General features: G+C 64.4%; 10 protein-coding genes and 4 pseudogenes. 12 read left to right on the top strand and 2 right to left on the bottom strand.

Features of this window, described 5'->3' with window-relative positions:
* The first annotated feature begins 62 nt into the window (after positions 1-62).
* The 10 genes and pseudogenes from BLQ77_RS26350 to BLQ77_RS26305 all read left to right on the top strand — a co-directional run.
* A complete protein-coding gene (locus BLQ77_RS26350) occupies positions 63-872 on the top strand; it encodes an ABC transporter permease (RefSeq protein WP_008887463.1) in 810 nt (269 codons plus the stop codon).
* Positions 869-1678, top strand: a complete 810-nt coding sequence (locus BLQ77_RS26345) for an ABC transporter permease (protein ID WP_008887493.1) — start codon at positions 869-871, stop codon at positions 1676-1678. Before BLQ77_RS26350 ends, BLQ77_RS26345 begins: the two co-directional genes overlap by 4 nt.
* A gap of 80 nt (positions 1679-1758) precedes the next feature.
* Entirely contained in the window at positions 1759-2919 is a 1161-nt protein-coding gene (locus BLQ77_RS26340) for an acyl-CoA dehydrogenase family protein (RefSeq protein ID WP_089964080.1), read from the top strand.
* A 3-nt stretch (positions 2920-2922) separates the two neighbouring features.
* Positions 2923-4962: an acetate--CoA ligase family protein gene (locus BLQ77_RS26335; RefSeq protein ID WP_089964079.1), complete on the top strand. Its 2040-nt coding sequence runs from the start codon at positions 2923-2925 to the stop codon at positions 4960-4962.
* Positions 4959-5741 (top strand): carnitinyl-CoA dehydratase, encoded by a 783-nt coding sequence (locus tag BLQ77_RS26330; protein WP_089964078.1) that lies wholly within the window; start codon positions 4959-4961, stop codon positions 5739-5741. The genes BLQ77_RS26335 and BLQ77_RS26330 overlap by 4 nt, the downstream gene beginning before the upstream one ends.
* A gap of 9 nt (positions 5742-5750) precedes the next feature.
* Complete coding sequence (gene bcoG, locus BLQ77_RS26325) at positions 5751-6671, top strand: 3-dehydrocarnitine:acetyl-CoA trimethylamine transferase BcoG (RefSeq protein WP_089964077.1); 921 nt, start codon at positions 5751-5753, stop codon at positions 6669-6671.
* Positions 6668-8098, top strand: a complete 1431-nt coding sequence (locus BLQ77_RS26320; protein WP_089964076.1) for a carnitine 3-dehydrogenase — start codon at positions 6668-6670, stop codon at positions 8096-8098. Before bcoG ends, BLQ77_RS26320 begins: the two co-directional genes overlap by 4 nt.
* Positions 8099-8106: 8 nt before the next feature.
* A complete protein-coding gene (locus BLQ77_RS26315) occupies positions 8107-8841 on the top strand; it encodes a class II aldolase/adducin family protein (RefSeq protein WP_089964075.1) in 735 nt (244 codons plus the stop codon).
* Between the two features lie 135 nt (positions 8842-8976).
* A pseudogene (locus BLQ77_RS26310) lies at positions 8977-9180 on the top strand (transposase); the annotation flags it as partial.
* Positions 9181-9316: 136 nt separating this feature from the next.
* Positions 9317-9465 (top strand): annotated as a pseudogene (locus BLQ77_RS26305) (transposase); the annotation flags it as partial.
* 77 nt (positions 9466-9542) lie between these two features.
* Here the strand turns inward: BLQ77_RS26305 and BLQ77_RS26300 are convergent.
* Positions 9543-9731: pseudogene (locus BLQ77_RS26300) on the bottom strand (LysR family transcriptional regulator); the annotation flags it as partial.
* A 680-nt stretch (positions 9732-10411) separates the two neighbouring features.
* Between BLQ77_RS26300 and BLQ77_RS26295 the strand changes: the two are divergent.
* On the top strand, positions 10412-11845 hold the full coding sequence (locus BLQ77_RS26295; protein WP_089964074.1) for a T6SS phospholipase effector Tle1-like catalytic domain-containing protein: 1434 nt from the start codon (positions 10412-10414) through the stop codon (positions 11843-11845).
* A gap of 60 nt (positions 11846-11905) precedes the next feature.
* On the top strand, positions 11906-12265 hold the full coding sequence (locus BLQ77_RS26290) for a hypothetical protein (RefSeq protein WP_089964073.1): 360 nt from the start codon (positions 11906-11908) through the stop codon (positions 12263-12265).
* Positions 12266-13140: 875 nt separating this feature from the next.
* On the opposite strand, the pseudogene BLQ77_RS29990 reads toward BLQ77_RS26290, so the two are convergent.
* Positions 13141-14277, bottom strand: a pseudogene (locus BLQ77_RS29990) (IS3 family transposase).
* Between the last annotated feature and the right edge of the window lie 421 nt (positions 14278-14698).

The raw sequence follows: 14698 nt of genomic DNA, 5'->3' as shown, positions 1-14698 counted from the left end.
ACACCTCCGCCTGATTTTCAATGACCGCCGCCCCCTTGTCGGGGCGGCGGACCGGAGACCCCATGCGCGCCTTTCTCTTTCTCATCTGTCCAGTGCTGCTGTTCCTCGGAGCCAGCTACCTGCTGCCGTTCCTGGGGATCGTGCAGCTGAGCTTCACCGACCCCGATCCGGGGCTGGCCCAGTACAGCCGCGTGCTGACCGAGGATCTGCCGACTGGCGTAATCTGGCGGACATTGCGCCTATGCGTGATGGTCACGGCCGTGTCGGTGAGCTGCGCCTATGTCATCACATTGCTCTGGGTGCGGGGCTCGCCGCTGGTGCGCTCGATCACCGAGCTGTGCATCATGATCCCGTTCTGGATCTCGGTGCTCAGCCGCGCGTTCGGCTGGCTGTCGATGCTGTCCAACCGTGGCCTGCTGAACACGTGGTTGCAGGACATGGGGCTGATCGACAGCGCCATCCAGATGACCCGCAACGAGTTCGCCGTGGTCGTCGGCATGTCGCACTACCTGATCCCTTTCGCGGTCTTTCCGCTGGCAACCGCCATGCGCAATGTCGATGAGCGCGTGCTGACCGCCGCCGACGGCATGGGCGCCACGCGGCTGCGGATCTTCTGGCAGGTGTTCCTGCCGATGACCGCCAGCGGCATCATGGGCGCGACCCTGCTCGTCTTCGTCTTCTCGATCGGCTTTTACGTGACCCCTGCGCTGCTGGGCGGCGGACAGTCGGTGCTGGTGGCCGAACTGATCTACCTCTGGATCTTCCAGATCCCGCAATGGGGCATGGCCGCCGCGATGAGCGTGGTGCTGATGCTCGGGGTCGGGGGCATCCTCTACGTGCTGATGCGGCGCTACGGGGAGATGGCGAAATGAACAGGCTTCGTCCCGGCATCATCGCCACGCTTCTTTCGGGCCTCGTCGCGGTGTTCCTGCTGATGCCGCTGATCGCCGTGGTGCCCGTCAGCTTCACCTCGCGGCGCTACCTGTCGCTGCCGAACGGCGACTGGTCCTGGCGGCACTATGCCGCGCTGTTCGAGGATCCCGAGTGGGGCCAGAGCCTGCTGACATCGCTGCAGGTCGGCGTGCTGGCCAGCCTTCTCGCGGTGGCGCTGGCGGCGGCCTTCTGCATCGGCATCTGGATGCTGCGCCCGCGCGGTGCGGGGCTGATGACCGGCTTCGTGCTGCTGCCGATGGTCGCGCCGCCCGTGGTGTCTTCGCTGACGCTGTACTTCTTCCTCAACCAGATGGCCCGCTGGAACGACATCATCGCCTACGACAAGCTTGGCGGCGTGGTGCTGGCGCACATGGTCATGGTCATTCCCTATGCGGTCGTCGTCGTCATGGTCTCGCTCAGCCAGCTTGATCGTCGCATGGACCTCGCCGCCCAGTCGATGGGGGCCAGCGTGCCGACCCGCGTCGTCGGGGTGATCCTGCCCAACATCCGCTTCGGCCTGATCGGTGCGTTCTTCCTGTGCTTCCTGCTCAGCTGGGACGAGATCGGCGTGACGCTCTTCGTCACCTCGGTCGAGACGATCACCCTGCCGCGCCGCATGTGGATGGGACTGCGTGACAACGTCGATCCTTCGATCGCCGCGCTTTCGGTGCTGCTGATCTGCGTGGTGACCCTGCTGGTCGTCATCCGCGCCGCGATGCTGATGCGCAAGGAACGCTCGCGCTGATCCCGCCCCAGTCCCGCGCCCGCAGCCCGGGCGCGGACCGAACCCACCCGGAACTTCCGCACAAAAGAAAAGTGTGACTCATGCATTTTGGACTGACCGAAGAACAGGAGATGATCGTCTCCACCGTGCGCAGCTTCGTCGAGAAGGAGATCTACCCGCACGAGGCGCTTGTCGAACGCGCCGGCGAGGTGCCCGCCGAGATTGCGCAGAACATCAAGCAAAAGTGCCTCGATCTGGGCTTTTACGCCTCGAACTTCCCCGAGAGCGTTGGCGGCCCGGGCCTGTCCCATGTCGATTTCGCGCTGGTCGAGCGCGAGCTTGGCCGCGGCTCGATGGCGCTGACGCATTTCTTCGGACGGCCGCAGAACATCCTGATGGCCTGCGAGGGGGAACAGGTCGAGAAGTACCTGATGCCCGCGGTGCGCGGCGAGAAGATGGATGCTCTGGCGATGACCGAGCCCGATGCCGGCTCGGATGTGCGCGGCATGAAATGTCAGGCCGTGCGCGACGGCGGCGACTGGGTGGTGAACGGCTCCAAGCACTTCATCTCCGGCGCAGAGCACGCGGACTTCGTCATCGTCTTCGTCGCCACCGGTGTCGACGAGACCCCGCGCGGCCCGAAAAAGCGCATCACCTGCTTCCTCGTCGACCGCGGCACGCCCGGCTTCGAGATCGCGCGCGGCTACAATTCCGTGTCGCACCGGGGCTACCAGAACAGCATCCTCTATTTCGACAACTGCCGTCTTTCGGATGCGCAGGTGCTGGGCGAGGTCGACGGCGGCTTCGATGTGATGAACGAATGGCTCTATGCCACGCGCATCACCGTCGCGACGAACTCGGTCGGTCGCGCGCGCCGGGTCTATGACCACGCCGTCGCATACGCCGCCGAACGCAAGCAGTTCGGCCAGCCCATCGGCAAGTTCCAGGGCGTGAGCTTCCAGATCGCCGACATGATCACCGAGATCGACGCCGCCGACTGGCTGACCCTCGCCTCCGCATGGCGTCTCGACCAGGGGCTGCCCGCAAACCGCGAGATCGCCTCGGCCAAGCTCTATGCCTCGGAAATGCTTGCCCGCGTCACCGACGCCGCGCTGCAGATTCACGGCGGCATGGGGCTGATGGACGAGTTGCCGATCGAACGCTTCTGGCGCGATGCGAGGGTGGAGCGCATCTGGGACGGCACGTCCGAGATCCAGCGCCACATCATCAGCCGGGAGATCTTCCGGCCGCTGGGAGCCTGAGCCATGTCGCCGCTGAGCCGGTTCTTCTCGCCGAAGGCCGTCGCCGTGATCGGTGGCGGCGCCTGGTGCGAGGCGGTGGTGCGCCAGTGCCGTGCCACCGGCTTCACCGGGCCGATATGGCCCGTGCATCCGAAGAAATCCGAGGTTGGCGGGTTGCCCGCCTATCCGGACCTCGTCTCCTTGCCGGCGGTGCCCGATGCGGCCTTCATCGGCGTCAACCGGGAGCTGACGGTGACCATGGCGCGCGAGCTTTCCGCCATGGGATGCGGTGGTGCGGTGTGTTTCGCCGCCGGCTTCTCGGAGGCGGTTTCCGAGCTTGCCGATGGCGATGCGCTGCAAGCGCAGCTGGTCGAAGCGGCGGGAGATATGCGGGTTCTGGGGCCGAACTGCTATGGCATCGTCAATGCGCTGGATGGCGTGGCGCTCTGGCCCGACCGGCACGGCATGTCACCGGTCGAGACCGGCGTGGCCGTGATCGGCCAGTCCTCCAACGTGCTCATCAACCTGACCATGCAGCGCCGCGGCTTGCCGCTCGCCGCCGTGGTCGCGGCGGGCAATCAGGCGCAGACCTCGATGTCGGACCTCGGCATTGCGCTGCTTGAAGATCCGCGCATCACAGCGCTTGGCCTGCACATCGAAGGGATCAGCGATCTGCCTGCCTTCGAGGCGCTGGCGGACCGTGCCGCCGAGCTGGGCAAGCCCATTGTCGCCCTGCGCGTCGGTGCGTCCGAGCAGGCGCAGGCTGCGGCAGTGTCGCACACGGCCTCGCTTACCGGCTCGGACGCGGGCGCCCGGGCGCTCTTGCGGCGGCTGGACATCGCACAGGTCGACACGCCGACCGAGCTGGTCGAGACGCTGAAGATCCTGCATGTCACCGGGGGCTTGCGTTCTGCGCGCATCGCCTCGGCCTCCTGTTCCGGAGGCGAGGCGTCGTTGATGGCGGATATGGGCGAAATCGCGGGGGTCACCTATCCGGCCCTGACCGATACGCAGAAAACCGGCCTGCGCGCGGCGCTCGGCCCCAAGGTCGCGCTCGCCAATCCACTGGATTACAACACCTATATCTGGGGCGACGAAGACGCGCTGACGGCGACCTTCACCGCGCTCTGCACGTCGGAGCTCGGCCTTGGCTGCGTCGTGGTGGACTACCCCCGCAACGACCGGTTCGAGGCGCCCGACTACGATCAGGTCCTGCGCGCCGTCGCGCGGACCCGCGAGGCGACGGGCACACCGATGGCGCTGGTCTCGCTACTCTCCGAGGGGCTGCCGGAGCCAGTGGCGATGAAGGCGCTCGAGATGGGCATCGTCCCGCTTTGCGGCATGGGCGACGCGCTGCGTGCGATCCGGGCCGCCGTCACCGTGCCGGGGCGACGCAATGCGCGCCCCGATCCCGTGACCCTGCCGGTGAATGGCCACGGCGCAGCGCGGGTGTTCTCCGAGGCCGAGGCCAAGGCGCTGCTGCAAACGTTCGGTGTGCGCGTTCCCGGTTCGGGACGCGCCGGTGAGGCCGGGCAGGCCGCAGAAACCGCAACGCAGATCGGCTTCCCGGTGGTGCTCAAGGGCGAGGGCATCGCCCACAAGACCGAAGCCGGGGCCGTGGTGCTGAACCTGTCCAGCGCGCAGGCCGTTGCGGAGGCCGCCGCGAAGATGCCCGCCGAGAGCTTTCTCGTGGAAGAGATGATCACCGGCACGGTGGCGGAACTGATCCTTGGCGTGACGCGCGACCCGGCCCATGGCTTCGTGCTGACGCTGGGGCTGGGCGGCATAATGACCGAGCTGATCCGCGACACCGCCTCGGTGCTGATCCCCGCCAGCCGCGAGGACATCGGCGCGGCGTTGCAAAGCCTTCGCACCGCGCCTCTGCTGACCGGCTACCGGGGCCGTCCCGGTGCCGATATCGAGGCGGTGATCGACACGGCCATGGCGCTTCAGAAGCTGGTGCAGCAGCACGCAGGTGCGCTGCACGAAATCGAAATCAACCCGCTGATCTGCCGCGCGACGGACGCGGTGGCGGCGGATGCCCTGATCAGGATGGAAGAATGACCCAGAACGTCTTGACCCACCGCCGCGGCGCGGTGCTCGAAGTCACGCTGAACCGGCCCAAGGCCAATGCCATCGACATGGCGACCTCGCGAGAGCTGGGCGAGATCTTTACCGAGTTCCGCGACGATCCCGAGCTGCGCGTGGCGATCCTCACCGCGCAGGGCGAGAAGTTCTTCTGCCCCGGCTGGGACCTCAAGGCCGCCGCCGAGGGCGAGGGAGCCGATGGCGACTATGGCAAGGGCGGCTTCGGCGGGTTGCAGGAGTTGCGCGGGCTCAACAAGCCGGTGATCGCCGCCGTGAACGGCATCGCCTGCGGCGGCGGGCTGGAGCTTGCGATCAGCGCCGACATCATCCTTGCCGCGGATCACGCCAGCTTTGCCCTGCCGGAGATCAAGTCGGGCACCGTGGCCGATGCGGCGACGCTGAGGCTGCCCAAGCGCATTCCCTATCACATCGCCATGGAGCTGCTCTTCACCGGGCGCTGGTTCGATGTCGAGGAGGCGCATCGCTGGGGGCTGGTCAACCGGATCGTCCCCGCCGCCGAGCTCATGTCCGAGGCCCGCAAGATGGCCGACGAGCTGGCCGCCGGCCCGCCTCTGGTCTTTGCCGCGATCAAGGAGATCGCGCGCGAGGCCGAGGACATGAAGTTCCAGGACGCCCTCAACCGCATCAACGCCAGCCAGTTCGAGACGGTGGAAAAGCTCTACCGCTCCGAGGACCAGAAGGAAGGCGCCCGCGCCTTCGCCGAAAAACGAGATCCGGTCTGGAAGGGCCGGTAAGGAGATCCCATGACCCTTCAGATGAACCGCAAGCCTTTCATCACTGCCGCCATCACCGGGGCAGGGGCCACGCAGGACAAGAGCAGGCTCGTGCCGCGCTCGCCGGCCGAGATCGCCGAGGCCGCCATAGATGCGGCCAGGGCGGGCGCGGCGGTGGTGCATTGCCACGTCCGCGACCCCGAGACCGGTGCGCCCTGCCGTGACGTGGCGCTGTTCCGTGAGGTGACGGACCGCATCCGTTCGTCCGAGGTGGACGTCGTGTTGAACCTCACCGCAGGCACCGGCGGCGATCTGACCTTCGGCGATGTCGAGACCCCGATGCAGCTGGACACCGCCAATACCGACATGGCGGGCGCGACCGAGCGCATGGCGCATATCCGCGAGTGCCTTCCCGAGATCTGCACGCTCGATTGCGGGTCGATGAACTTTGGGGATGGCACCTACGTGATGACCAACACCACCGAGATGCTGCGTGCCATGGGCCGGATGATGACCGAGCTTGGCGTGAAGCCAGAAATCGAGGCCTTCGACACCGGGCACCTGTGGTTCGCCAAGCAGCTGGTGAAGGAAGGCGTGCTGGACGATCCTGCGCTGGTGCAGCTCTGCATGGGCATCCCGTGGGGCGCGCCGGGGGACATGAACACCTTCATGGCGATGGTCAACAACGTGCCCGCCGGCTGGACCTGGTCGGCGTTCAGCCTCGGCCGGGACGAGATGCCCTACGTGGCCGCAGCGGCCCTTGCCGGGGGCAACGTGCGGGTCGGACTCGAGGACAACCTCTATCTCGAACGTGGTGTCATGGCGACCAATGCGCAGCTCGTCGAGAAAGCGGCGAACATCCTCGCCAACATGGGCGCGTCGCTGATGACACCCCAAGAGGTGCGCGACCAGCTTGGCCTCGTGAAGCGTGACATGCCGGTGCCTGCATGACCCCCACGACGAAGAAGGCCGCCATCATCGGAGGCGGCGTCATCGGCGGCGGCTGGGCGGCGCGGTTCCTGCTGAACGGCTGGAACGTCGCGGTGTTCGATCCCGATCCGGAGGCGGCGCGCAAGATCGGCGCGGTGCTCGACCGGGCCCGCGCCTCGCTGCCCGCGCTCTACGATCGGGCGCTGCCGCCAGAGGGCACGCTGAGGTTCTGCGAGACGCTTGACGAGGCCATGCAGGGGGCCGATTGGGTGCAGGAAAGCGTTTCCGAGCGGCTGGACCTGAAGCACAAGGTCTATGACCAGATCGCCGCGTGTCTGCCCGAGGGTGGGTTCATCGCCTCCTCGACCTCCGGTTTCAAGGCGTCTGACCTTGCGGCGCACGGCGCGCCGGTGGTCGTGGTCCATCCGTTCAACCCGGTCTACCTCTTGCCGCTTGCAGAGATCACCGGCGCGCCGGAGCTGCGCGCCAGGGCATTGCCCGTGGTAAAGTCCATCGGCATGTCCCCGCTGGAGATGCATGCCGAGATCGATGCCTTCATCGGCAACCGCTTTCAGGAAGCGCTCTGGCGCGAGGCGCTGTGGATGATCAGGGACGGCATCGCCACCACCGCGCAGATCGACGACGCGATGCGCATGGGCTTCGGCCTGCGACTTGCGCAGATGGGCCTTTTCGAGACCTATCGCCTGGCAGGCGGGGAGGCCGGCATGGCCAGCTACATGGAGCAGTTCGGCCCTTCGCTGCACTGGCCGTGGTCCAGGCTCACCGATGTGCCCGATCTCGACGCCGCGCTGGTGCAGGCCATCAGCGACCAGTCGGACGCGCAGTCCGGCCATATGACCATCGCCCAGATGGAAACCCTGCGCGATGACAACCTCGTCGCCATCCTGCGGGGCCTGCGCCGCACCGGCAGCGGTGCAGGGGGTGTGATCACCGCGCATGAGCAGAGATTGGACACCGGCGGCGAGATCGACGGGCTGCCGGTCACGCAACGCCGCGCCGTGCCGGTGACCTGGACCGACTATAACGGTCACATGAACGAGGCCGCCTATCTCGAGCTTGGCACCTGGGCCACCGACGGCATGATGAAGCTGGTGGGCGCCGACGATACCTATGTCGCCAGCGGCAAGAGCTTTTTCACCGTCGACACCCGCATTCGGTATCTTGGTGAAGTGCATCGGGGGGCGGTGCTGACCGTGACCACGCAGGTGCTCGAAGGGGCAGGCAAGAAGATGAAGCTCTTTCACCGCATTCTGCAGGAAGACGGCAGCCTTGCGGCCACCATCGAAACGCTCATGCTGCACACCGATCTGAACACCCGTCGCGCCTGCCCGCCCGAGCCGCAGGTGCAGGCGGCACTTGAAACCCTTGCCGCCGCCCATGCCGGACGCCCTGCCCCGGGCGCCGGCGGGCCGGTCGGCCAACGCTGAGAGAGACCATGTCCCCCGAAGAGAAACAGACCCGCGAAGAGCTTGCCGCCTGCTACCGCCTTGCGGCGCTGCACAAGTTCACCGACCTGATCTACACCCATATCACCGCCCGGGTGCCGGGCGAGGACGGGCATTTCCTGATCAACCCCTACGGCTGGCGCTGGGAAGAGATCACCGCCTCGTCGCTGGTCAAGATCGACGTCGACGGCAACAAGGTCGACGGCAGCCCGCACCGGGTGAACCCGGCGGGCTTCACCATTCACTCGGCGGTGCACATGAACCGGCACGATGCGGCATGGATCATGCACACCCACACCCGGGCGGGCGTGGCCGTGTCCTGCATGGAGGAGGGGCTGCTGCCGCTCAACCAGATCTCGCTGCAGTTCCACAATCGCATCGCCTACCACGATTTCGAGGGCATCGCGCTCGATCTGGAAGAGCGTGAGCGCATCGTGGCGGATTTTGGCACCCACCCGGTGCTGGTGCTGCGCAACCACGGGCTCATCGCCACCGGCCGCAGCGCGGCGGAGATGTTCAACAACATGTTCTACCTCGAGCGCGCCTGCGAGATCCAGGTCGCGGCGACCTCCTCGGGCCAGACGCTGCGGCTGGTCGGCGACGACATCGCCGCGCGGGTGCACCAGCAATACGTGCAGATGAACGAGGAAGACGGCGACCTGCTGCTCGAATGGGACGCACATCTGCGCTCCATCGACGGGCTGGGCAGCGACTACCGCGCCTGACACCTGCAAGGGTCGCGGCCTCGCGGCGCGGCCCCTTCCACGCGGCCATGCCCCTGGCAGGCTGCTGAAAAATTCCGGTCTCGACGCGCATTGAGAAACACCATTCATCGCCACCAAGGTATGACCGAGGTGGCGATGCGCGGATCGGACGAGGTGACGGGGGCGCTGTTCAGCCACTCCGATCCTGAGGGGGGCATCCCGTCCCGGCATCCGCTGCGCGCGATCGGATCCGTCGTCAACGATGCCCTGCATTTCCTCGAGGCCGGGTTCGATCGTCTTTATGCTGCTAGAGACCGTCCTTCCATTGCGCCGGACCGTTTGATCCGCGCCAGCCTGTTGTAAATCCTCTGCTCGGTCCGGTCCGAGCGTCAGCGCGTGGAACAGATGGACGGCCCTGTTGCACCCATCCTGTGAGGGAGTCATCTCATGAATCCAGGGTGGTATCTGGGATACGTGAGCAGGCAGACGCGGCTGACAGCGGACCTATAGCGATGCCGCCCTCAGACCTGCCTTTCGATGAACGTGCTGTTTGGCATGGCGCTCCGGCGGACGGCCGGGCTCGTCGAGAGCCTGTTGCGCCTGATCGGCCTCGACCGAACCGTCAGCACCTCGATGTCGCGCCGCCCGCCGAGACGGTCGAGCACCCTCGCCATGGCGTCAAACCCATGCTCGAGCACAGGGAGGGGCAGGCGGCCCTCGTCGGTCGGCACCAGCCCCTGAGAGGTTCTCAGGAACAGCGCCGCGCCCAGCAGATCCTCGAGCCGCGCGACCTGGTGGCTGACGGCGGCCTGGGTGACGCGCAGCTCGATGGCGGCCTTGGTGAAGCTGCTCTGGCGCATGGCGACCTCGAACACCCGGGGGGCATTGAGTGGCAGGTCGGGGCGATCCATGGCCGTACGTCAGCTAATGGCAGGCCATAAGATTTGTCGTTTGATGGCTTGGATCAGGCCGAAATATACAGACCGCATGACATCATGTGATGTCACACTCAGGCGCCATTGGCGCAGATCCTGAAAGGAATGGTCCCATGCGGTTCACCGCTACCGCCCTGTCGCGTGTCGCGACAGGGCGGCGAACATGCTGATCGCGCATCTCGGCGGGCCGGAGGCGGTGACGCAGTTCTTCCGCCGCGTCGGCGAGCCCTACAAACCGCACGCCATATGAGGCGGCGCGCGCCCGCGAGATAGCAAGACCGACGATGCGATTGTGTCCCCTTCAGCCGCAACGATCAGGACGCTCCAACGAGTGTCCCGGGCGCCATTGCCCGCGAAGCAGATAGGACCCTGATCTGCGGACCCCATCCACTGCCCGGCAGTGCATGTTTACATGCACGAGAGGGAGGGCCAGCGGCAATGACCGCGTCAACAGGCCGGAAACAAGACCGCTTCTGAACAGGTACACGAGATCATTTACGGCTTGCTATGCGGGAGCCATCCACACAGGACATTCGCTGCGTGAACAACATCAGGAGCTGCCCAAATTCACACGACGAGGACTCTTGGGGGAAACGTTGACGCATTGCGCTGACTACGAGATGCTGGAACAAATTGCGAACAAGAGACCATCTCGCATGCCCAAGAACATCCTAATCTTTTCCGATGGGACCGGCCAAGTCGGTGGGCTACGACCCGACCAGCGGCTCTCGAACGTCTACAAGATGTATCGCGCGATGCGTCCCGGACCGTCTTCCCCGATCAATCCGAAGGAACAGGTCTGTTTCTACGACGCAGGTCTCGGTGCGGGTGAGGTTGGAGGCCTCACGCTCCAACGGATCAGGAACATCTTGTCGGCCGCGGTCGGCACCGGGATCGATGAAAACGTCATCGATTGCTACGAGAAGATCATCTCCTATTATGAACCTGGTGACCGTATCCTCCTCTTCGGGTTTTCAAGAGGAGCATATACGGTTCGAGCCGTTGCCAATGTGATGAACCTTTGCGGAGTCCCGACAACGATGCCGGACGGATCGCCGGTGCCGCGCTTCGGTCCGCGACTTCGGAAGATCGCGAGTGACGCGGTAAACTTCGTCTACAATCATGGCAACGGCTATCCGCGCGGCCAGAAGCCCTATTACGAACGTCGCGAGGAACTCGGCCGCCGGTTCCGGCAGAAGTACAGAAGCTTCGTGCCGGATGCGGATGAAGACCTTCAGGGCAACGTCCAGCCTACGTTCATCGGCGTTTTCGACACCGTCGCTGCGCTCGGGAACGCTCAGGTGAGTCTACTTGCTGGCGTCATCGTGTTCGCACTGTTTGTCGCCTTCTGCGCGTCGCTTTGGTTCTCCTGGCCATGGTACGTCTGCCTTCCCCTTCTCGGCCTCCTTGGCCTCATCGGGTTCTGGTACGGCAAGTTGAAGTGGTCGCAATGGAAGTACTTCTCACCGGACGAGACAAGGCCGCTCAAACTGTCCCGTCTCTCAGACTGGGCTGCGATCTGGAAATACGGCCACTACGCCAAGTGGAATCTGGAAAACTACGACCAGTGGCTCGATTCTGATGTCGGTCATGCTCGCCATGCGCTCGCGATAGACGAGCAGCGTAAGAACTTTCCCCGCGTGAAATGGGCGATGGCGGCTGAAGCCAAGAAGACCGAAGGCCGTGCCCCGCCGTGGTTGAAGCAAGTCTGGTTCGCAGGCTGCCACAGCGACGTTGGCGGCAGCTACCCAGAACCGGAGTCCCGCCTTAGCGACATCGCGCTCAGCTGGATGCTAGAGGAGCTGAAGGCATGTGTTCCAGACGTTCGGATCAACGAGAACAAGCTGTACGTCATGCCGGATCCGACCGGTATGCAGCATGAGGAAGCCTTCATGTTCGCATATGGTCCGATCCGTAGGCGCTGGCCAGTGGTTCCGCGCGAAGTGAGCGCAGTCTTTGCGCTCCATCCTTCGGTCATCGAGCGTTTTGAAACTGGGCTGGTTTCTCACGTTGGTGAGATGCGACCATACCGGCCCGAACAACTCCGTAACCATCCCTCGGCGAAGTCTTACTTCGACGATGGACAGTGATCAGCTTCACTGCCTTATCCGGCGGCTAAGGGCCGAGTGGCTGGGGGAGGGACTGGGACGATGACCGAAGAGGCGAAGAACTATGACGGCGATGCCTGCACAATTGAAAAGGCGATCGCGGATCAACCGCGGGGAAAGGGATTTCGACCCGAGTTCCCCGCGCTCTGGCACCTGTGGGAGCTTGGTGTGCTTGAAGGTTCGATCTTCGCGCCCGAGAGCAAAGCCTGGGACAAAGCGAAGGATGCGGCGTCCGTCCGGGTCGTGGTTGTCGACACGCCCATCGTGCGGAATCACCCCTGCTTCGAAGCAGCCATCGACATGGGGGCCAGCCGGGACTTCACCGTGTCGGTGGAAGGGCGGGCTCTTGGCGATTTATGCGGGCCGCCTGATCCGATGCACGCCAACGCGTGCGCTCACTGAACAGCCGTTGCCGGCCAAATTGGAGCCAGGCCAAACCGCATCAGGCTGCACATTCCATCCTTTGTCTACGAGGGCACCCCTATTTGTTCGCACGACGTTGAGGATCTCCTTGCGCTCCCCTACGCCGGCGTGAACCCGTTCGTAGAACTGATTTCAATCGCGTTGCCCGCCGCAACCAGACCTGAGACTTTGCTCGCCGCAATCGCATACATCGCCGAGGAAGCCGATCCGGACGTGGTCGTGGTCGCGGATTCCTGGCTACGGCTACAACCCATCGGACTACGACCACGTGCCTAAGCAAAGTGAGTCACATTATGAAATCGGATCGCTTTTCTGCCGGTTCGCAGGCACCTCGGCCTCGACCGCCTTGGCCGCGGGCCTTGTGAGCCTAGCAATCGCTGTGCGGAAGGTGGATGGTGGAGATGCTCGTGAGGCTGACAAGGGCGCGAGGACGATGGAAGCGCCGAGTCAGGTGCAACCGGATCGCCGTCCCTTCGATCTGGCCGCTGCCGACCGACTGATCGCAGTGCATTCGTGAGCCGCAGGAAGCGGGTGACCCCATTCCAATTTCGTAGCCGGCCATGATCCAGTCGAGTCAGCTTGGTGAGTTGGCTTTTCTGTTTAAGTGCGTTTGAGTGGTGTGCACGGCGCGGCGCAGTTGCCGCCGCCAGTGTCGAACGGCTGAAAAGCCATCCCTTCCGCTGGTAGTGACAGCAAAGGGATGTTTGACAGTCTTTCGGGCCCGTCGCAGCATTGGCAGTTTGGGGCTTATTCCGTTGAAAAACTCGACTTGTCCGAAGGTCTGACCGTTGATTCAATATCGCTGTAACCGTCAGAGGTGAGCGGTGGCCTGCACCCCTCGGCGTCCGCGTTTTTTAGTTCGCTCTGTTCAGGGTTTGGTCCTCTACTGACCGTTGGTGATGCTCCCACGGGGTGAGCCCGTCGAGGCTCGTATGTGGGCGATGGTGATTGTAGTCGACGCGCCAGGCCGAGATAAGCTCCCGGCGTGGCGCGGGTTGGCGAACAGGTGCTCGTTGAGGCACTCGTCGCGCAGTCGGCCATTGAAGCTCTCGACGAAGCCGTTCTGCATGGGCTCCCCAGGCGCGATGTAATGCCACTCGACCTTGCGATCCTCCTGCCATTTTAGAATGGCATTCGAGGTCAGCTCCGTCCCATTATCGCTGACCACCATGCATGGATAGCCGCGCACCCGAGCGATGCTGTCGAGCTCACGGCCAACGCGCTGCCCCGACAGCAAGCTGTCCACGACCGCTGCCAGGCATTCCCGGCTGTAGTCGTCGATGACGCAGAGCACCCGGAACCGGCGCCCATCCGACAGGCTGTCTGAGACGAAGTCCAGGGACCATCGCTGGTTCGGCCCCTGCGGGATCGCCATCGGCGCCCTCGTTCCGATCGCGCGCTTGCGACCGCCACGTTTGCGCACTGTCAGGCCTTCTTCACGGTAGATCCGGTAGAGCTGGCCAAGCGATTGTTTGAACAGCATCAAATCACCCTCCCAATGGCCGAATTCTCTGCGGTGTGCGACGTTGTCCGGGCTGAATCCGGGCGGAACAGGATACCGACATCACGATCGAATTCTGGAGCCCGGCGCTTTCGCGCTCGGCGCGGCCGGGGGCCTTGCGGTGTTCGGGCAGGTACCACCAAAGCTCCTGCGCCATGCCTTCCTTCGAGTAGATAGAGCGGTAGATCGTTTCCCGGCAGACCCGGAGCGTCGCACCTTCCTGGATCAGCCGGTTGCCGATCCGCTCGGGCGTCCAACCGTTCCTGATCCGCTCGACGACCTGATTTCGAAGCTCAGGATGCCGGATCAGCTTGCGCTGGCGGGCGCGCCGATCTGTGGCCTGCCGATGCGCAGCGGCGCCGTAGTAGCCATCATAGCCCGGCAGGCACTCATCGCTGAACCAGTTCCGCTTGATCTCGCGGTAGACGGTCGAACGATGCCGACCGATCTCTGCGGCAATCCTGCTGACCGGCAGCTTTGCGTTCAGCAGGTCTTAGATCCTGCGCCGCTCACGCAGATCCAGCTCTTCGTGCGCCATCGTCCGTTCTCCCTGCTTTCCAGCAAGATAGGGGACTTGTCGCAACCCAGTTTAGAATGTGCCCCCTCGGCAGACAGTGTTGCAACCAAGTTGAAATGTCTTCGGCTGCGCAAACCAGAAATGTCTCACCGAGGGTGGAGAAGCATGGCCGGGCAGGGCGAAGACCCCACATATCGCAGCCCTGATCGGCCATGCGTTCAGAGCCGGAGCTTGCGGCGCTCCTTTGCGCTGTAGAAGGCACGGAAACCTTGCTCATCGAGGAGCTTCTCGAAGGCCCGCCAGGCAAGGCCGTCGGCAAAATATGGAGGGTTGTCCAAGATCGTCAGCGTCCCGAAGGCGTTCTCCACTGACAGGATCCACGAAGGATCGTCTG

The organism is Salipiger thiooxidans (genome assembly GCF_900102075.1).
Taxonomy (GTDB): domain Bacteria; phylum Pseudomonadota; class Alphaproteobacteria; order Rhodobacterales; family Rhodobacteraceae; genus Salipiger; species Salipiger thiooxidans.
The sequence above is the reverse complement of the archived record's forward strand: the minus strand, read 5'-3'. Positions and strand labels throughout refer to the sequence as shown.

Coding starts and splice junctions, on each gene's coding strand:
- BLQ77_RS26350 (WP_008887463.1), top strand. CDS start 63: ATGCGCGCCTTTCTCTTTCTCATCTGTCCAGTGCTGCTGTTCCTCGGA.
- BLQ77_RS26345 (WP_008887493.1), top strand. CDS start 869: ATGAACAGGCTTCGTCCCGGCATCATCGCCACGCTTCTTTCGGGCCTC.
- BLQ77_RS26340 (WP_089964080.1), top strand. CDS start 1,759: ATGCATTTTGGACTGACCGAAGAACAGGAGATGATCGTCTCCACCGTG.
- BLQ77_RS26335 (WP_089964079.1), top strand. CDS start 2,923: ATGTCGCCGCTGAGCCGGTTCTTCTCGCCGAAGGCCGTCGCCGTGATC.
- BLQ77_RS26330 (WP_089964078.1), top strand. CDS start 4,959: ATGACCCAGAACGTCTTGACCCACCGCCGCGGCGCGGTGCTCGAAGTC.
- bcoG (WP_089964077.1), top strand. CDS start 5,751: ATGACCCTTCAGATGAACCGCAAGCCTTTCATCACTGCCGCCATCACC.
- BLQ77_RS26320 (WP_089964076.1), top strand. CDS start 6,668: ATGACCCCCACGACGAAGAAGGCCGCCATCATCGGAGGCGGCGTCATC.
- BLQ77_RS26315 (WP_089964075.1), top strand. CDS start 8,107: ATGTCCCCCGAAGAGAAACAGACCCGCGAAGAGCTTGCCGCCTGCTAC.
- BLQ77_RS26295 (WP_089964074.1), top strand. CDS start 10,412: ATGCCCAAGAACATCCTAATCTTTTCCGATGGGACCGGCCAAGTCGGT.
- BLQ77_RS26290 (WP_089964073.1), top strand. CDS start 11,906: ATGACCGAAGAGGCGAAGAACTATGACGGCGATGCCTGCACAATTGAA.